General features: G+C 74.2%; 15 protein-coding genes. 5 read left to right on the top strand and 10 right to left on the bottom strand.

Annotated elements, in window-relative coordinates; genetic code table 11:
- Window positions 1-238 precede the first annotated feature (238 nt).
- A complete protein-coding gene (locus ACFQBR_RS19865) occupies window positions 239-838 on the bottom strand; it encodes a TetR/AcrR family transcriptional regulator (RefSeq protein WP_267947662.1) in 600 nt (199 codons plus the stop codon).
- 257 nt (window positions 839-1,095) lie between these two features.
- Here ACFQBR_RS19865 and ACFQBR_RS19860 point away from each other — a divergent pair, with 257 nt between their 5' ends.
- A complete protein-coding gene (locus tag ACFQBR_RS19860; RefSeq protein ID WP_378554064.1) occupies window positions 1,096-2,811 on the top strand; it encodes an MDR family MFS transporter in 1,716 nt (571 codons plus the stop codon).
- 44 nt (window positions 2,812-2,855) lie between these two features.
- On the opposite strand, the gene ACFQBR_RS19855 is transcribed toward ACFQBR_RS19860, so the two are convergent.
- Both ACFQBR_RS19855 and ACFQBR_RS19850 read right to left on the bottom strand, forming a co-directional pair.
- Entirely contained in the window at window positions 2,856-3,305 is a 450-nt protein-coding gene (locus ACFQBR_RS19855) for a GNAT family N-acetyltransferase (RefSeq protein ID WP_267947661.1), read from the bottom strand.
- Between the two features lie 147 nt (window positions 3,306-3,452).
- Window positions 3,453-4,673 carry an ATP synthase F0 subunit B gene (locus ACFQBR_RS19850; RefSeq protein ID WP_378554164.1) on the bottom strand — a complete coding sequence of 407 codons (1,221 nt, stop codon included), beginning with the start codon at window positions 4,671-4,673 and terminating at the stop codon, window positions 3,453-3,455.
- Between the two features lie 394 nt (window positions 4,674-5,067).
- Here ACFQBR_RS19850 and ACFQBR_RS19845 point away from each other — a divergent pair, with 394 nt between their 5' ends.
- The 3 genes from ACFQBR_RS19845 (at window position 5,068) to ACFQBR_RS19835 (ending at window position 7,364) form a co-directional block, all read left to right on the top strand.
- Window positions 5,068-5,631 carry a gamma carbonic anhydrase family protein gene (locus tag ACFQBR_RS19845; RefSeq protein WP_344184133.1) on the top strand — a complete coding sequence of 188 codons (564 nt, stop codon included), beginning with the start codon at window positions 5,068-5,070 and terminating at the stop codon, window positions 5,629-5,631.
- A 271-nt stretch (window positions 5,632-5,902) separates the two neighbouring features.
- Window positions 5,903-6,460 carry a hypothetical protein gene (locus ACFQBR_RS19840; protein WP_352983184.1) on the top strand — a complete coding sequence of 186 codons (558 nt, stop codon included), beginning with the start codon at window positions 5,903-5,905 and terminating at the stop codon, window positions 6,458-6,460.
- 154 nt (window positions 6,461-6,614) lie between these two features.
- Window positions 6,615-7,364, top strand: a complete 750-nt coding sequence (locus ACFQBR_RS19835) for a hypothetical protein (RefSeq protein WP_344184131.1) — start codon at window positions 6,615-6,617, stop codon at window positions 7,362-7,364.
- Between the two features lie 180 nt (window positions 7,365-7,544).
- Here the strand turns inward: ACFQBR_RS19835 and ACFQBR_RS19830 are convergent, their stop codons facing one another.
- The 7 genes from ACFQBR_RS19830 to ACFQBR_RS19800 form a co-directional block, all read right to left on the bottom strand.
- On the bottom strand, window positions 7,545-8,732 hold the full coding sequence (locus ACFQBR_RS19830) for a sensor histidine kinase (protein WP_344184130.1): 1,188 nt from the start codon (window positions 8,730-8,732) through the stop codon (window positions 7,545-7,547).
- On the bottom strand, window positions 8,729-10,000 hold the full coding sequence (locus ACFQBR_RS19825) for a sensor histidine kinase (protein ID WP_344184136.1): 1,272 nt from the start codon (window positions 9,998-10,000) through the stop codon (window positions 8,729-8,731). The genes ACFQBR_RS19830 and ACFQBR_RS19825 overlap by 4 nt, the downstream gene beginning before the upstream one ends.
- Window positions 10,001-10,356: 356 nt before the next feature.
- Window positions 10,357-11,205, bottom strand: coding sequence for an ABC transporter permease (locus ACFQBR_RS19820; RefSeq protein WP_344184129.1), 849 nt, complete (start codon window positions 11,203-11,205; stop codon window positions 10,357-10,359).
- 75 nt (window positions 11,206-11,280) lie between these two features.
- Entirely contained in the window at window positions 11,281-12,279 is a 999-nt protein-coding gene (locus tag ACFQBR_RS19815) for an ABC transporter ATP-binding protein (RefSeq protein WP_344184128.1), read from the bottom strand.
- Window positions 12,280-13,256: 977 nt separating this feature from the next.
- Window positions 13,257-14,159, bottom strand: coding sequence for a serine hydrolase (locus tag ACFQBR_RS19810; RefSeq protein ID WP_344184127.1), 903 nt, complete (start codon window positions 14,157-14,159; stop codon window positions 13,257-13,259).
- Window positions 14,156-15,049, bottom strand: a complete 894-nt coding sequence (locus tag ACFQBR_RS19805) for a LysR family transcriptional regulator (RefSeq protein WP_344184126.1) — start codon at window positions 15,047-15,049, stop codon at window positions 14,156-14,158. The genes ACFQBR_RS19810 and ACFQBR_RS19805 overlap by 4 nt, the downstream gene beginning before the upstream one ends.
- Window positions 15,050-15,125: 76 nt before the next feature.
- On the bottom strand, window positions 15,126-15,761 hold the full coding sequence (locus tag ACFQBR_RS19800) for a TetR/AcrR family transcriptional regulator (RefSeq protein ID WP_267947652.1): 636 nt from the start codon (window positions 15,759-15,761) through the stop codon (window positions 15,126-15,128).
- Between the two features lie 64 nt (window positions 15,762-15,825).
- Between ACFQBR_RS19800 and ACFQBR_RS19795 the strand changes: the two genes are divergently transcribed.
- Window positions 15,826-17,157, top strand: coding sequence for an alpha/beta hydrolase (locus tag ACFQBR_RS19795; protein WP_344184125.1), 1,332 nt, complete (start codon window positions 15,826-15,828; stop codon window positions 17,155-17,157).
- Window positions 17,158-17,342: the final 185 nt, after the last annotated feature.

Raw genomic sequence — 17,342 nt, 5'->3', positions numbered from 1 at the left:
CCCACTCTTCACGTGCGGGACGCCGAATCCGAAATCCTTTGCCGGAACGGCAAAGCGCGTGTCGGCGTCCACGCGGAAAAGGCACGGTCCCGAAAAACGCCGTTCCCGGGGAAACGGGAACGGCGCGGAGAAGGGCGGGCGCTTCCGGGCACGGGAACCGGATGCGCGGACGTGCTTTCGGCCACAGGGGAGGGCCCGGGGACGGACGGCCGGGGTGGGCCCCGGCGGCAATCCGGCCCTACGCCCCGGGATCGCCGAAGTCCTCCAGGCACAGGTCCAGCAGGGCCTGGATCCGCGCCGTGAGCCGTTCGCGGTCGAGCGCCCGCAGCGCGGTCGCGCCCTCCACCAACCGCACCCGGCTCAGCCCCAGCATGACCGCCGCCACCAGTGAGGCGTGCGACCGCTCCCCCTCCCCGCCCAGGTAGGCGGAGAGCGGGTCGATCATCGCCGTGGTGATCCGCCCCTGGTAGACCGCCTGGAGGTCGGGGTCGCCCGCCGAGTCGTCGAGGGCGCGCTGGAGCGCGGTGCCCTCGCCGTGGAGGCGGCTCACCGCGTGCTCGGCCAGGCGACGGGTGAGGGTTCCGTGGTCCCCCTCGATGAGGCCGGGGAAGACGCCGTCCTCGCGCAGGATCTCGGTCAGGAGCCCGCGCTTGGCCCCGAAGTAGCGGTTGATCAGGGCGACGTTGACGCCGGCGTGGGAGGCGATCATCCGCGAGGAGACGGAACCGTATCCCTCATCGGTGAACAGTTCCCGGGCACTGGCGAGAATGCGCGCCCGCGTCGCCTCCCGGCCGCGCGTCGGCCCGGCACCGCTTCCGGTTTCGTCCGGACGGTCCATCTGCACACCCCTCGGCGGCCGCGATCTGGCTTTCAGGTTTCCAGGTTGGCACCTCGGAAGGACCCGCGCATACCGAAACGGGAGCAGAGATACCGATTTGACAGGTCAACACCGTTTACCTATACCAGAGGGAGGACGTCGCCCCCGGCAGTGAGCCGCGGGGCTTTCGTGCGTCCGTGATCGGGGGGCCTGTGGAAGAGTCGTTGCGTCGAGAAGGAGAAACCGGGAGCGCCCCCTCGAAGAAGGCGCCGACCGCCATGGCGGGCCCTGATTCCTCCGACCATCCCACCACTGGAACCCCCGACGCCTCCGCCGTCCGCACGGCCCCGAGCCCCGCGGTCGCGCCGGAACCCCCCGCCGACGACGCCCCCGCGCTCCCCCCGAAGCGCGTCGTGCACCGCATCATGGTCGGCCTCGTCCTGGCCATGCTCACCTCGATGCTCACCAACTCGATCGTCGGCACCGCCCTGCCGACGATCATGGGAGAGCTGGGCGGGCAGGACCGGCTGGCCTGGGTGGCCACCGCCGCGCTGCTGACCATGACCGCCTCCACCCCCGTGTGGGGCAAGCTCTCCGACCTCTGGGGCCGCAAGCTCCTCTTCCAGGTGGCGCTGGGCATCTTCATCGTCGCCTCGGTCGCGGCTGGCCTGGCCCAGGACATCAACTGGCTGATCGCCGCCCGCGCCCTCCAGGGGCTGGGCGTCGGCGGCCTGGCCACGCTGCCCAACATCATCCTCGGCGACGTCGTCTCGCCCCGCGAACGCGGGCGCTACAGCGGCCTCATCGGCATGGTCTTCGGTGTGTCCACGGTCCTCGGCCCCCTGGTCGGCGGATTCCTGGTGGACAGCCCGCTCGGTTGGCGCTGGTGCTTCCTCATCACCGTGCCGCTCGCGGTGGTCGCGTTCGTCGTCATCCAGTTCCTCTTCACCATGCCGTTCGTGCCCCGCCGCGACGCACCCGTGGACTGGGCCGGCGCCGGCCTGATCTTCAGCGCCGCGAGCACCGTGATCGTCCTGCTCAGCCTCGGCGGCACCCAGATCGCGTGGAACTCGCCGCTGTCGTACGCCCTGGGCGCCGCCGCCGTCCTGCTCACCGCGGGGGCCGTGCTGGTGGAGCGCCGTGCCAGGGAGCCGATCATCCCCGCGCGCCTGTTCCGCGACCGGACCTTCGTGCTCGCCTCGCTCGGCTCGGTGTGCGTCGGCATGATGATGTTCGGACTCATCATCTACATGCCGCAGTACCTCCAGATGGTGCACGGGATGTCGCCCACCGTGTCCGGCCTGATGACGCTGCCGCTGGTGGCGTCGTTCCTGTTCACCTCGATCGGCTCCGGCTACGCGGTGAGCGGGAGCGGCCGGTGGAAGGCCTACCCGGTCGTCGGCATGCTGCTGTGCGTGATCGGGTTCCTCGCCCTGAGCCAGGCCCACCTCGACCCGGGGCTGACCACGGTCGTCGTCGGCCAGGCCCTGGTCGGACTCGGCTTCGGCCTGAACATGCAGCTCCTCCTCCTGGCCACGCAGAGCTCCCTGCCCGTCGCGGACATGGCGTCGGGCACCGCCTCGGTGGTGTTCTTCCGCAACCTGGGCGGCGCCACCGGCGTCGCCGCGTTCGGCGCGGTGATGGTGGGGCGGCTCGACACCGAGCTGGCGGAGGCCGCGGCGGCCGCGCGGGCCCAGGGCGCGGCGGACGCCGAGGCCGGGGTGGAGTCGGGCGCGTCGGAGCTCTCGGTCGGCCTGGCCGACGCCGCCGAGGCGGCCCAGGGGTCGCCCGAACTCGTGCACGCGCTCCCCGAACCGGTGCGGGACGTGGTCGTCACCGCCTTCGACCACGCGATGCAGGGCGTGTTCACGGCCGGTGTGCCGATCGCGGTCCTGGGGCTGGTGGCCGTGGCGTTCATGAGGGGCGTGCCGCTGCGCGGCGGCCGGGCGAAGGCGCCGAAGCCGGCGCGGAAGGCGCGTCGGGCACGGACGTGACGTCCGGCCCCCGGACCTGCCCGGGGGCCGGGCCCCGGGCCGCCTCAGAGGTAGCGGCGGAACCCCTCGGCGGAGTTGTCGAACCCGAGGGCCGCGTAGAACCGGTGCGCGCCGTGCCTGCTCTCGTGCGACAGCAGTTCGACCTTGTAGCAGCCTGCCTGCGTGGCGCGGTCGAGCGCGTCCTCCATCAGTGCGCGGCCGATGCCGCGCCCCCGGGTCAGCGGGTCCACCACCAGGTTGTCCACGACGGCCCAGGGCTGGGCGTCGTGCGTGAGGTTGGCGACGACCAGCAGGTCGAGGGTGCCGATGATCTGGCCCCGCTGCTCCGCGACCAGGACCGTGCGGTCGGGGTCGGTCTCCATCCTGGTCCACGCCCTCACCGCCGCTGAGGACATGCGGACGTTCGCGCTCTGCGTGTCGGTGGTGTCGCCGAGTTCACGCAGAAGACGCAGGATCGCACCGAGGTCGGACCGGATGGCCGCGCGGATAATCATGGCTTCCGGAATCGTAGCCGACAGCCCGTGAAAGGCGGACGTCCCCCTACAACCAGGACAAAACACCGAAGGGCGGGGACTGTGTCCCCGCCCCTGGAACCCCTGCTCCCCGGGGCCGGCGCACCGGTCGCGGAGAGGTGTCGGGGCCTACGGCTTCCGGATGACCCTGACTCCCTCGTCGCCCGAGGGCGGCTGGTTCTGACCCGACTCCGGACGCCGGTAGACACCGGTGATGCCGGGGTCGCCGCCCTCCGCGCCACCGGCCGGAGCCTTGGCCTGCTGCCCCGGCTGGGCCTGCTGCGCCTGCGGCCGGCCCTGGGGCCCGTCCGGCGCGGGGCCGGTGAACCGGGCGCCCTGGGGCGGGCGGGGGGCCGAACCGGCGTCACCGCCGCCCCTGGCCCCCTCCTCCTGGGGACCGCCGGCCGCCTTCGGCCCGGCCTGGTCGGCCTGGTCCGGCCTGATCACCGGCTTGATACGCACCGTGGCCTGGTCGGTCTCCTGCTGGAGCGGAGGCAGCTTGGTGGTGGCCTCGTCCTTCTGCTCCGGCGCGGGCCGGGGGCCGGGCCCCGTCTCGGGCGTGACCGCCCGGGCGGCCTGGGCCGCCTCGGACCGGACCGGCTGCGAGCCCTCCGCACCGGGTCCCGCCGGCTTGGGAGCGGGCTTGGCCGCGGGCCTCGCCGCGGCGGGCTTCTGCTCGGCGGCCGGGCCGGAGGCGTCCTCCCGCGACAGGCCGGTCTCCAGCGCGCCCGCCTTGTCCTCGGCCTCGACCAGGTCGGCCAGGGTCGAGTGCATGTCCTTGAGGCGGCGCAGCGCCTCGGCGTGCGTGGCGGTGAGCGTCGCGAGCCGACGGTCCGCCGTGTCGTGGATCTTCTTCGCCCGCGCCTCGGCCTCGCCCAGGCGGCGGTCGCCCTCCTGCTTGGCCTGCTCGCGGAGCTGGTCGGCCTCCTGCTTGGCGCCGGAGACCATCTCGTGCGCCTCGGCACGCGCGGAGGACACGATGCGCTCGGCGTGCTCCTCGGCGTCCTTGCGGTGCTTGGCGATCTCCTCCTGGGCCGACTTCTCGATCTCCTTGACCTCGGACTCGACCTTGGAGCGACGCTCCTTGGCCTCTTCCTCGGCGATCCGGAGGATCTCGGCCATGCGCGCGCTGATCTGCTCGTGCTCAGGCTTGACCTGGGCCTTCTCGCGGGCGATGGCGAGATCGCGCTTGTACTGCTCCAGCTCGTCGTCCATCCGCTGCAAGCGCTCGCGGATGCTCTTGAACTGGTTGTCCATGCGTACGTAGTAGTCGTCGACGTGCGCCTTGTCGTAGCCGCCCTTGCGCACCGTCGGGAATCGGTCCTGTTGCAGTCCGCCGCCCGGCAACATATCGCTCATGTGCCCTTCATGTCCTTACACCGTTTGACTGCACGTCGTACAACGTGAGAGTTGCCCCGTACCCCATTGTCCTAGGAACACCCGTCGAGTCCTGGAAACGACATCCACTCGATTTTGTCCCTTTTGCCCTGGTACGGCCGCATGAGGGGCACCGGCCGCGAGCAGAGTATGACGCCGCGGACACCGTCCGGACGACCAAGGCGGGCACGCGCGGCTCCGCGGCGTCAGGAGTCCCGAGGGGTGGATCGCCGCGCGGACCCCGGTCACGTTCTTACTAAGGTATGCGCGATCATCCCCGTACGGGGGCAGAGCGGTCAACTTCCCGTCGACCTCACCGTGCGCGGGGACGAGAAGCACAGCCGGAGGACGTATGGAGGGCCACGACATGGGTAGTGCGACGGACGGCCAGCCGGAGGACGGGGCCCTCGGCCCCCGGATCGGCGGCGCGGCCTTCGGGAGGCCCGAGATCCACCCGACCGCGTGGATCGCCCCCGGCGCCACCGTGGTCGGCCGCGTGCGCCTGGGCGCGGAGAGCAGCGTCTGGTACGGATCGGTGCTGCGCGCCGACGGCGAGGACATCGTGGTCGGGGACAGGGTCAACATCCAGGACCAGTGCGGCATGCACTCCGACCCGGGCCAGCCGGCGATCCTGCACGACGACGTGAGCCTCGGCCACAAGGCCATGGTGCACGGGGCCGTCGTGGAGGAGGGGGCGCTGATCGGCATCGGCGCGATCGTGCTCGGCGGCGCCCGGGTGGGGCGGGGCGCACTGGTCGCCGCGGGCGCCCTCGTCCCTCCCGGCAAGGTGGTCCCGCCCGGCACCCTCTGGGCCGGCGTCCCCGGCAAGGTGGTCCGCGAACTGAACGACGAGGACCGGCTCGTCCTCGCGCACACCCCCTCCCACTACGCCGCGCTCGCCGTCCAGCACCAGGAGGTGGTCTGGGCCTGAGCACCGGACCGGCCCCGGGCGGACGCGGCGCCGCAACCGTCGCGTCCGCCCCTCCCCCACCTCCGGACCACTGGAGCGATGGGGTATTCGGGACTTCTGGCTAACCCGGGTGACCCCCGCACTGGTCCTCACGAGTCATGCGCGACCGATACGCCCCCGCGTAGCCTGAAATCCTCACGCCCGTGGGGCCGGGTTCGTCGCGCCCGCAACCACGAAGGCCCGGTCCGGGGGCCAACGGCACACGCTCGCGACACCCGGGAGGTGGGCGCGCGTGGAACACGACACACACCCGCGACCGATGGTCCGCTCCTCCCTCCACGACCGCGTGGCGCTCGACGAGATCGACCTGTACTCGGAGGTCCTCATCGCCGTGGCGTGCGCGGACCACCCGCTCAGCCCCGCCGAGATCGACCGCGTGCTGGGCCTCTCCCCCGGGTCCTCCGGGGACGGGCCGCAGGACGCCGCCGGAACGGCCGGCCCCGTGTCCGCCCCGACCGGCCCGGCGCCGCGCACACGGCCGGACACGGGCGGGGACCCGGGGGAGGACCCCCTCCGCGAGGGCGGATGCGCGGCCCAGGGCGCCGGGGGCGCGCGGGACGTGCAGGGCACCGCTCCGGCGCAGCGCAAGGGCGGCGCCCCGTCCAGGTCGGCGAGGCCCTCGCCCCGGGGCCGGGTCCCCGAGCAGGGCCGGCCGCCCGAGGCGCCGCTCCCCGGCCCGCGGTTCCTCCCCCGCCAGAGGCCCGCTCCCAAGCCGTCCCCGCTCCCGCGCTCGGCGCCCTTCACGATGCGGGCACTGCCGCGGCTGCCCCTGCCCCCCTGGACGTACTGAACCGGCCAAGCGGTTTTCCCCTGTCCGCTCCTGTTCACCCGAAATCGGCCTGATCCGGCCACGTCCTTCCGCTCCACCGCGGCCCGCACGGGGTATTGGCCTCTCGGGACCCCCTTCCGTCCCCCCGAGGCGCACACCCTTCCAGGAGCCGCAGATGTACCCAGACGAACCGGACCGCCAGGAGCCCCAGGGCGGTGTGGAGTCGCGTTCCCGGCGCAGGCCAGGAGGGGAGGAGGAGCCCGCGCGCAAGGTGACGCTCGCCATCGCGCTCACCGTGACCTTCGTCTTCCTGCTGGCGACCGCGGCCGGACTCGGCTGGTTCCTGTCCGACGGCGGCCCCTTCTCGGGCGGCGGCTCCGCGTCGGAGGAGGACGGACGCGCCGCCGACGAGACGGGGGGCGACGAGGCGGGCGGGGGCCAGGCGGGCGGGGACGCCTCCCCCGAGGGCACGGTCGAGGACCCGCGCTCGGGACTGACCTACCAGCTCCCGGGGGAGGGCTGGCAGCGGCTCGGCGACGACGAGGTCCCCCCGGAGTACTACTCGTACGCCGTGTACGGCTCGGCGGAGGACCCGGACGCGATCATCGTCACCGGCAGCGAGCAGCTCCACGCGGCGGAGCCGATGGCCGTGGCCGGGGTGCGCCTCGCGGTGGAATCGCTGGGCGGCCTGGTGACCGACGTCGCCTCGCTCGAGGTCGAGCCCTCCGGCGCGACCGACGTGGGCGGCTCCCCCGCGTTCGGGGTGGCCGTGGACGGCGGCGGGGACGAGGCGTCCTACGGCCGGTTCCTGCTGGTGGAGACGGGTGACCGGAACGGCGCGTTCATGCTCGGCATCAACACGGACGGAGGGGAGGAGGCGACCGCGGCGATCGACGAGGCGTTCGCCTCGGTGGGCGTCCTCTGACGGGCCCGCGCCCTCCTTGCGGGGAGAGTCCCTCGCCCACCTCCACGATGCGCCCGGCGCCCACCCGCCCCCACCGCGCGGGAGGAGGGCCGGCCCGCGCGGGGTCCACGGGCGCCGGACGGGCGGCTCCGCCGGACACGGCGGCGGCGCCCGCCGGGGCGGGCGGACCGGCGGGGCCCCTCACAGGGGCAGGACGGCCCGGAGCAGGAAACCGCCGCCCTTCGTGCGCACGGCCGACAGGGAGCCGCCGCCCAGGGAGACGCGCTCGGACAGGCCCGCCAGCCCGCTGCCCGAGGAGGACCCGCGTTCGCCGCCGTCGCGCGCCCCGTCGTTGGACACCTCCACCACCAGGGCCCGGCCCATGGCGGTGTCCTTCGCCCGGGTGAAGGCGATCTCGCACGCCGTGGCGTCGCTGTGCCGGAGCACGTTGGTGACCCCCTCCCGCACCACCCACGCGGCCAGGGACTCCCGGTCCGGCGGCAGGGACAGGCCCTCCAGGCCGGTGACGGACACGGCGGTGCCGTTGGCCGCCAGGACCGCGCCGACCGACGCCACCTCCTCCGCGAGGTCCACCTCCCGGTACCCGCTGACAGCGGTGCGGACCTGCTGCAGCGCCTTGCGGGCGAGTTCGTGCACCTCCTCCATCTCGGCGGCGGCCCGTGCGGGCGCGCGGTCGACCAGCCTGCTCGCCAGCTCCGCCTTGACCGCCAGGGCCGACAGGCTGTGGCCGAGCAGGTCGTGCATGTCCCGGGCGAACCGGAGCCGCTCCTCGGTCACCGCCAGCTGCGCCCTGGCCCTCTGGCCCTTCACGGCGTCGTTGGTGACGTCCCACAGCCAGAGGGACGCGAGCGAGCCCGCGGAGAGCAGGAGCGCCCACCCGATCGAGAAGACCCAGGCCAGGAGAAAGGGGATGAACTGGATATCCAAGGGGCTGAACGGGATCAGCGCCCAGGGGAGCGCGAGAAGGAGCGCGCTGACGGCCGCTCCACGCCTCCGGGAGGCCACGAAGACCCCGACGGCCCACCACGCGCCGAGGAAGAACATGCCGCTGACGGGGACCTGGAGGGCCGCGGCGGCGACCGCCGCCATCGCGACCGAGCCCCAGTAGAGCCAGGGCCGCGGGTCGCGCCGCCCGTCCATCCGGTCCCGGAACATGGCCATCAGGGCCACGCCGAGGGGGACGGCGACGGCCTCCGCCAGGACGGTCCTCCACAGCGTGACCTTGTCGGTGCCGAGCCTGAGCTCCGTCAGGGGCATGCCGACCAGGATGAGGAGGATGAACAGCATCGAGCCGAGGATGATGCGCCTGGCCACGCGGAGCTTGCGCTCGGTCCGCCGGCTCCCGGCGGGATCGACCCCGTGGTTCATCGACGGCCCTCCCCGTGCTCGGAGGAGGCCCCCGCTCCGACGGGCCCCGTCCCGGCCCCGGCCTCCAGGGGGAGGACCGCCCGGAGCAGGAAGCCGCCGTCCCTCGTGCGCGCGGCCGAGAGGGACCCGCCGCCCAGGGAGACGCGTTCGGACAGGCCCGCCAGGCCGTTGCCCGAGGAGGACCCGGGTTCGCCGCCGTCGCGCGCCCTGTCGTTGAACACCTCCACCACCAGCGCCGTCGGCCGGTCGGGCCGCCCCGGCAGCCGGGAGAACGAGACCGCGCACCGGGAGGCGTCGCTGTGCCGGAGCACGTTGGTGCCGCCCTCCCGCACCACCCACGCGGCCAGGGCCTCGGTCCGCGGGGGCAGGTCGGGGCCGTCCAGGCCGCTGACGGCCACCCTGGTCCCGTTCGCCTCGAGGACACCGCCCACGGAGGCGACCTCACCGGCCAGGTCCACCTCGCGGTAGCCGCTCACCGCCCCGCGCACCTGCTGCAGTGCCGCGCGGGCCAGGTCCTGCACCTCGGACATCTCCGTCCTGGCCCGGTCCGGGGAGCGTTCGGCGAGCCTGCCGGCCAGTTCGGCCTTGACCGCCAGGGCGGACAGGCTGTGGCCGAGCAGGTCGTGCATGTCGCGGGCGAACCGGAGCCGCTCCTCGCCGACGGCCAGCCGGGCGCGCGCCGCCTGCCCGCGGATCGCGTCGTTGGTGATGTCCCACAGCCAGAAGGTCGAGGCGAACAGGAACCGGAACAGCAGCGCGAAGCCGACGCCGAACATCCAGGTGAAGGTGAAGGCGAGGGGCGGGATGCCCAGGACCAGGGGCAGGGTGAGCGCCTTGAGCCAGCTCAGGGCCGCGAGCGCCAGGCCCAGGTTCCGGCTCGTCCTGGACGGCACGGCGTTCGCGACCACCCCCCACCAGGTCGCCAGGACCAGTGCGGAGTTGAAGAGGCTCTGGACCAGGGCGAAGGAGGCGCAGCTCAGGACGAGCGACCAGACGACCAGGCGGCGGTCGGCGGCGCCCGGGCCGTCGACGCGTCCCCGGATGAGGAGGACGAGCAGGACGCCCGAGCCCAGTGCCGGGACAGCCGCCACGGCGGCGATCCACGGGGGGAGGCCGACGTCCGACAGGTAGCCGGCGTCGATCACGGCCCAGAAGGCCTGGGCCAGTGCCAGCGGGTACGTCGACCAGACGGTGATCGCCCGGGCGATCCTCAGCCGCCTCGTGTTCCTCGCGCTCACGCCGTCCAGGCCGACGTCCCCTTCCACCATGTCCACGGTCCCCTCCGCATGTCCGACCCGGCGTCCCGGCCTGCGCCGGCCCCGTCGTCCACAGGCTCCGGAACGCACTGGTGCGGCCCCCACCATCCTGCCAGGGTGGTGGGAGGAGCTCCGTGACGGGAACCCGCCGCCGGTCGGGGAGGGGGTCGCCGGACGGCCCGCCCGCGCGGGGGCGCGGGGGTCCTGCTCATGGGCGGGGTCCGCTCCATGGACCGCCGCGCCCGCCCGCTTGGGCCCCTGTGCGCCTACGGCCGCACCGCCGTCCGAACTGCCGTGCCCACCCGCGCGGGGAGCGGGGGCGGCCGTCCGTCCCCGGCCGCCCCCGCCCCCCCCGGATCCCTCCCCGGTCACGGCTGGCGGGGGTCCCACTTGAAGAACCTGCGCACCAGCAGCGTCAGGACCGCGGTCCACGCGAGCACGACGCAGATCGAGGGGAGCGCGGCCGCCCACAGCCCGAGGTAGCCGGGCTGCGTCGCCGCCTCCAACCCGCCGAACACGTCGTAGCCGGTGAAGGCGGCCTGGGCCATCAGGGTGACCGGCGCGACCGGCAGCAGCATCATCGCTTCCCGCAGGGGATCCGGCAGCATGCCCAGCGGGATGAACAGCCCTCCCAGGAACAGCAGGATCATCATGGGCACCATCGCCGCCATCTGGGCGGCCTCGGCGTTGCGCACCATCGGGGTGACCAGCAGGCCGAGCAGGGTCATCGGCACGGTGCTCAGCAGCACCGCCACCAGCAGCATCACCGGGTCCTGCGGCATCGATCCGGTGAACGCGGAGGTCACGGCGGTCATCAGCACGGCGACCAGCAGCGAGAAGAGGGCCACCACGCCGATGACGGCGCCGAAGATCGCCGCCTGCGGCACCCCGCTCACCCGGAGCCGCTTGAGCACCAGGGCCTCCCGGCGCGCCGTGAACACGTTGGAGGCGTGCCCGAGGCCGACGATCAGGCCGATGCTGCCGAGCATCCCCGCCATCGACATCGCGGTGCTGTCCACCCCGGGGAAGACCTCGTAGGACTCCATCCCCAGGGAGACCACGAGCAGGAACATGGGCAGGGCCAGGAACATCCACGCGGTCTTGTACCGCACGAACAGTGTGAACTCGGTCCGGGTCAGGCGCGCGGCCTGCCGGAATCGGCCGATGGTGGGCCGGGGCCGCCCCGGGGCCGCTGCGGCCGCGGTGGGTGTGGTCATGGTGTGCTCCGTACGTCGTGGGGTGGCCCGGGGGCCGGGGGTGTGCTCGGCGGCCGCTCACGCGGCGCGGGGTGCTCAGTCCCGGACGAGGTCCGCCGCGCCGTCCGCGACCCGGAGGAACACGTCCTCCAGGGAGGCGCCGCGCACCTGGAGGTTCTTGAGCGTGGTCCCGTTCCCGGCGGCCCATCCGATGAGCGCCGCGACGGCGTGGTGGGCCCGGTCGGCGACGTCGCCGTCCAGGACGGTGTACGTGGCCCACAGGGAGTGGTCGCGCGTCTCCACGGCCACCTCGGCCCCTGGCAGGCTCGGCAGGTCCCCCGTGCGCACGTCCTCGGGGAGCAGGAAGCTCACCCGGTCGCCCCACCCGGCGAGGACCCCGGCCAGGGTCCCCTCGACCCGCACCTCGCCCCGGTGCATGATCGCGAGCCGGTCGGCGAGCCGTTCCGCCTCCTCCAGGTAGTGCGTGGTGAGGAGGATCGCGACCCCGTCCCTCTTCAGGTCGCCGATGATGCGCCAGGTCTCCTGGCGCGCCTCCGGGTCCATGCCGGTGGTCGGCTCGTCCAGGTACAGGACCTCGGGGCTGGTGACGAGGGCGAGTCCGAGGTCGAGCCGGCGCTTCTGGCCGCCGGACAGCTGGCGGACGGCGACCTGGCGCTTGTCCAGGAGGTTCACCAGGCCCAGGACCTCCTCGGCGTCGCGCGGGGCGGCGGCGAGGTCGTGGGCGAGGGAGACGGTCTCCCCGACCGTCAGGTCCTCCAGCAGGCCGCTGCCCTGCAGGACCGCGTTGGTGCGCTCCCGGACGCCGACCGGCTGGCCGTAGGGGTCGGCGCCGAAGACCCGGACCGTGCCGGAGCTGGGCTTGCGGAAGCCCTCCAGCGTCTCGATGGTCGTGGTCTTCCCGGCGCCGTTCGTGCCCAGCAGGGCGAAGAGCTCTCCGGGGTGGATCTCGAAGGAGACGCCCCGGACCGCCTCGAAGGTCCCGTAGCGCTGGCGCAGGTCCCGGACGACCACCGCGGGCCCGGTGGCGTCCGGGGCGGTGTCGTGGGCCTGGGCTGGGTTCGCTGTCGTCGTCATGCGTCCAGGTTCCCGCGGGGACGGGCGCCCGGGACAGACGCCGTTGTCACCGGCTGCCGGTGCGGAACCTCCCGGCCCCCGCACTGACAAATGTCATCCGGGCAGGCCGCGGGGCACGACGCGGCCGCCCGCACACGCCCGGTTCCCCGGCTCGCGTGCGGGCGGCCCGCGGTGTCAGCGTGCGCGCCCGGCCCCCTCATCACTCGCGTCGGGCGTGTCCGCTGACCCCGGGTTCCCGGCCGGCGCACCGACCGGTCCCCTCCCCCGCCGGGCGGGTCGGCCGGACCGGTGGGGTGCGGCCCCCGACCACGTCCCCGTCCTGTATCCGACCGCGTCCACCCGAGGGCGGTTTTGTCCGTTCCGGCATGCTCGAAACGGACCGACACCTGCGCGCGGTGTCGACAAGAGTTCTACACGAAGACCGGCTTCCGCGTAGGGAGAACGGCATTCATGAGAAAGTTTCATGCGCGGAATCCCCGTACCGGTGAGTTCGTTTCGCGGAAAACGTCCTCCCGGGGAAACCGGTCCGGTGCGGAGCGTCCGCGCGACCGCCCCGGAGACAACGCGAGTACCGACCGCCCACGCGCCGGGGGCGGCTCCGGCGCAGCTCGCCGGGTCCCGGCGGCCTCCGACGACGGCTTCCGCCCGGCCCGCCGCCGCTGCCGTCCGCCTTCCCGGCGGGCCCGCCCGAAACGGCGGTTCCGAACACGGATCCGGGGCCGGGGCGCCGACCGTCCCGTTTCTTCCGAACCGCGCCGAAGGGCGGCTCCCCGGCGAAACGGCTCCGTTCCGCGAAAGGCGCCGAACCGGAACACACCGGGGTTTCACGGCGCCGCCCCGGGTTCCCCCGCCTTTCCTCCGGAAGGGTGCGCCCCGGAGCCGGCCGCTCCCCCCGGGTACGGGGGCGGGAGCGCCGTGCCCGTCGCGCGGAAGCTCTCGCGCCGCGGACCGGAGGACCGGTCACGGCGGCGCCGGGTTCACCAGGCGCGGAGGTGGTCGCGCAGGGAGCGGGCCACACGGGCCATGAGCGCCTCGGCCCCGGGCTGGTGGACGGCGGGCACCCGCGACTCGGTGAGCACCGACACCGCGAACGTCTGGCCGTCCGCGTGCTCGACCACGCCGAACTCGTGGCGCAGGTTCAGCAGGGTGCCGGTCTTGGACGACCAGGTGGACGCGTCGGAGGTGAAGTCCGGGGCGAGGCGGTGGCGCAGCACGTTGCCGCGCATGAGCTCCCGCACCCGCGCGGCGATCCCCGGATCGATCACCGAGGGCCGCCACAGGGCCTCCAGCAGGTCGGTGAACGCCCGGGCCGAGCCGGAGCTGGCCCGGGTCACGTCGAGCTGCGGGATGCGGTGCCCGCGCCCCGCCGTGCCCTCCCCGATGGCCAGGGAGTGCGCCAGGTGCGCCTGGTCGGGTCCGAGCCGGTCGGCGGGGGTCTCGTTGAGGTCGCGGAGCTTGTGCCGGACGGTGATGCCGCGCAGTCCCGCGGAGCGGAGCCAGGCGTCGACCCTCTCGGGCGGGGTGACCTCGAAGAGGGTGTCCGCGGCGGTGTTGTCGCTCAGGCACGTGCTGAGGTACAGGAGGTCCTCGACGCTGACCTTCGCGGGGTGGCGGAACCTGCTCATCCCCGTGTGCATCGGCAGATCGCTCCGGCCCGGCTGCACGAGCACCTGCTCGGCGCCGTCGATCTCGCCGGCCCGGATGCGTTCGAGCGTGGCGATGGCGAGCGGCACCTTGACGAGCGAGGCGGTCGAGAACTCCAGCTCGGGCTCGATGCCCAGCTCCTCGCCCGTGTCGAGGTCCCGGACGAGGAACGATCCCCGCAGCCCGCCCTCGTCGAGTTCGCGGCGCAGGTCCCGGACCAGTGCGGTGGCGCTCACTCGGACTCCCCCCGCCCGTCCGGCACGCCCAGGCAGCGGGCTATGCCGTGGCCGAGGAGCGAACGCAGCCGTTCGGCCTCCTCGCCGGTGTCGGCGGCCACGTCGTAGCCGCGGGCGAGGCCGATCCCGCCGATCGGGCGCCAGTGCAGCCCCAGGTCGCCGGCCTGTCGCCGGGAGCACAGGAGGAGGTCGTCCGAGCCCAGCGCCTCGGCGGCGGCGGAGGCCAGGGAGGAGGCCACGGAGACCTGGGCGGGTCTCAGTCCGACGGCGTCCCGCAGGCGGTTCAGGGGGTCGCGGACGTGGGGGACGTCGTCCTCGGGCTGGATCCAGACGCGCCGCCCCCGCGCGGCCGACCTGCCGCGGTCCACGCGCAGGGTCTCCACGTGGAAGGAGCCGACCCGGGGCTCCTCGGCGCTCGCCAGTCCGAGGGGCACCGTCCAGGCGCCCTCGCCCGGCGGGGTGCCCGTCAGCGCGGCGCGGACCTCGCGAGAGCCCAGGAGCTCGGTCCGGACGGCCGGCGGTGCGGGCCGGAAGTCCAGGTGCACGCCCTCCCTCCGGGCCTCGGCGCCGAGCGCCGCGAGGTCGCGGGTGGCGCAGATGTCCGGCACGGCGAGGCGCAGCGGGCGCAGCACGGCGCGCTCGGCGTCGTGCTCCATCTCCTCCGCCAGCTGGACCAGGCGCCGGGCGGACGGGAGCATGTCGCGCCCGAAGCGGGTGAGGACGGCCCGACGTGTGGAGCGGTCGAACAGCCGCGCCCCCAGGTGGCTCTCCAGGGCCGCGATGCGCCGGCTGGCCACGGGCTGGGGAATGCGGGCGGCGGCGGCGCCGAGGGTGAAGCTGCCCCTGTCGCTCACGTTCACGAAAGCCTTGCAGGCGCCGACGAGGTCCATGCCGGCCACCCTATGCCCTTTCGGCATGGAAAGGACCCCTGCCTCCGGGGAGCGCATCGACCGGCGGGCCGGACGGTCAGCCGGGGGTGGCGGGGCCGCCCGGCGGCCGGGGGGCGACGGCGCGGACGGCCGCGTCGATCGCCCTCCGCTGGGGATCCAGGGACGTACCCGGCGGACGGCGGGCGGCGCTGAGCCAGATTCCGTCGACGAGGACGAGCAGCAGCTCCACGAGGGAGTCGACGTCCTGGCCCGGCGCGAGCTCCCCCTGCTCCGCGGCGTACCCGAGGGCGGCCCGGAGGGCGGTGCGGGCCTGGGCGTCGAGCTCGGCGAGGACCTCGGCGAAGTCGGCGTCCACGGAGGCGCGCGCGTAGAACGCGGACCAGACGCGGGCCTCGGCCAGGCGGTCCCCGTCCGTGGGCAGCAGGTCGAGCAGGACCTGGCGCAGCCCCTCGGCGAAGGTCAGCTTCCCGGGGCCGATGCGCACACGGGAGATCCGGGCGGAGACCGCCGCCAGCGCCTCGCGGAGCGCGAAGCGGAGCAGGTCCTCCTTGGTGCCGAAGTCGCGCTGGACGGCCCCCGCGGAGAGTTCCGCCTCCGCCGCGACGGTCCGGATGCTGACGCCCTCAAGACCCTCGCGGGCGGCGATCCGGTGGAGCGCCGCGGCCACCCTCCGGCGGCGTTCTTCCCTGTCTACGTACCTGGGCACGGCCACATTGTGACACACCCCCACGATTCGATACACTCGTATCGATACGAACGTATCGAATGGAGGACGCATGGACCACCCACACGAACGCGGCGCCGGCCGGCGGCCGGCCGCCGCCGTCGGACGCAGGGCCGCCCTCGCCGCCGCGTGCATCACCGCCCTTCCGGGAGCGGCGGCTGCCGCACTCGTGCTGCTGCCGCCGCCGTCGTGGGACGCGTGGCAGTACGCGTTGCTGGCGCTGGAGTTCAGCCTGGTGTTCGCCGTACCGGCCGCCGCGGGGCTGCTGATCGCCCTCACCGTCCTGTTCCGCGGCCGGCGCCGGAGCCCCCGGGAACGGGACGGGGCCCCGGCGCCGGGCCCCTCGGCCGGTCGGGGGCGGCGGCTCGCGGCGGTCGCCGCCGCGGCCAACGCGGCCGTGCTCGCCGCGGCCCTGGTGCCCCCCGCCGCGATCTGGTCCACCGCGCGCGCCGAGGGCGCGCGGCTCAGCCTCGCCGAGTACACCGCGGGCCTGTCCACCAGCGCCGACCGTGAACCCGAGACGCGCGTCTACCTGCGGCTCGACGAGTCCGGGGAGGAGATCGCCGACCCCTCGGGCAGCGGCGCCCCCGAGGCCGCGGAGGAACTGGTCCTCGACGTGTGGGAACCGGAGCGGAGGGAGGACGACGCACCGCTGCCCATCGTGGTGAACGTCCACGGAGGCGCCGACGACCTGCCGCAGAGCCTCCTTCCCCGCTGGGACACGTGGCTGGCGGACGGCGGTCGCGTGGTGTTCGACGTCGACTACCGGTACTTCCCGGACGGTGACTGGTCCGCGCCCGTCTCCGACGTCAAGTGCGCCGTCGGCTGGGCCCGCGCGCACGCGGAGGAGTACGGGGCGGACCCGGACAGGATCGCCGTCACCGGCCAGTCCGCGGGCGGCCTGCTCGCGCTCCTCGCCGGGTACACGTCGGCGGAGGAGATCCCGCCGAGCTGCGACGTTCCCGAGACGGCCCCGGACGCGGTCGTGGCCTGGTACTCCGTCGCCGACGGAACCGACGGGGCCCCCGAGGTGCCGTGGCGGCAGCGCCACTCCCCCGTCGGCGACGACCTGGACGAGGGCTCCGTCCGGATGATGGGCGGGACCCCGGAGGAGGTCCCCGAGGAGTACGAACTCATCTCCCCCCTCCACCAGGTGTCGGCCGACAGCCCGCCCACCCTGCTGGTCATGTCGGGCCACGACCTGTTCCTGGGCACGGAGGACAACCGCCGCATGGCCGCCCGGCTGGACGAGGCCGGGGTCGCGCACCGGTACCTGGAGATCCCCTGGGCGGAGCACATGTTCGACCTGAACTGGGGAGGCTTCGCGAGCCAGCTCACCCGGCACACCCTCGACGGATTCCTCACCGAGCACCTCGCCCCGTGACCCCCGGGGCCCGGCCCGTCCCGGAGAGCGGCGGGCCGGCGGTGGACCGAGGACCCCGCAGACTTCGGACCGCGGAGCCGCATGCGCCTCTGCGCCGGACACGGCCGACGCGGATCGGGGCGAGGCGGCACGGAGCGGGTCGGGTCGGGGTGAAGCGGGGCACTGTCCACAGGCTGTGGACGACG

The organism is Nocardiopsis tropica (genome assembly GCF_042660575.1).
Taxonomy (GTDB): Bacteria; Actinomycetota; Actinomycetes; order Streptosporangiales; family Streptosporangiaceae; genus Nocardiopsis; species Nocardiopsis tropica.
The sequence above is the reverse complement of the archived record's forward strand: the minus strand, read 5'-3'. Positions and strand labels throughout refer to the sequence as shown.

Coding starts and splice junctions, on each gene's coding strand:
- ACFQBR_RS19865 (WP_267947662.1), bottom strand. CDS start 838: ATGGACCGTCCGGACGAAACCGGAAGCGGTGCCGGGCCGACGCGCGGC.
- ACFQBR_RS19860 (WP_378554064.1), top strand. CDS start 1,096: ATGGCGGGCCCTGATTCCTCCGACCATCCCACCACTGGAACCCCCGAC.
- ACFQBR_RS19855 (WP_267947661.1), bottom strand. CDS start 3,305: ATGATTATCCGCGCGGCCATCCGGTCCGACCTCGGTGCGATCCTGCGT.
- ACFQBR_RS19850 (WP_378554164.1), bottom strand. CDS start 4,673: ATGTTGCCGGGCGGCGGACTGCAACAGGACCGATTCCCGACGGTGCGC.
- ACFQBR_RS19845 (WP_344184133.1), top strand. CDS start 5,068: ATGGGTAGTGCGACGGACGGCCAGCCGGAGGACGGGGCCCTCGGCCCC.
- ACFQBR_RS19835 (WP_344184131.1), top strand. CDS start 6,615: ATGTACCCAGACGAACCGGACCGCCAGGAGCCCCAGGGCGGTGTGGAG.
- ACFQBR_RS19830 (WP_344184130.1), bottom strand. CDS start 8,732: ATGAACCACGGGGTCGATCCCGCCGGGAGCCGGCGGACCGAGCGCAAG.
- ACFQBR_RS19825 (WP_344184136.1), bottom strand. CDS start 10,000: ATGGTGGAAGGGGACGTCGGCCTGGACGGCGTGAGCGCGAGGAACACG.
- ACFQBR_RS19820 (WP_344184129.1), bottom strand. CDS start 11,205: ATGACCACACCCACCGCGGCCGCAGCGGCCCCGGGGCGGCCCCGGCCC.
- ACFQBR_RS19815 (WP_344184128.1), bottom strand. CDS start 12,279: ATGACGACGACAGCGAACCCAGCCCAGGCCCACGACACCGCCCCGGAC.
- ACFQBR_RS19805 (WP_344184126.1), bottom strand. CDS start 15,049: ATGGACCTCGTCGGCGCCTGCAAGGCTTTCGTGAACGTGAGCGACAGG.
- ACFQBR_RS19795 (WP_344184125.1), top strand. CDS start 15,826: ATGGACCACCCACACGAACGCGGCGCCGGCCGGCGGCCGGCCGCCGCC.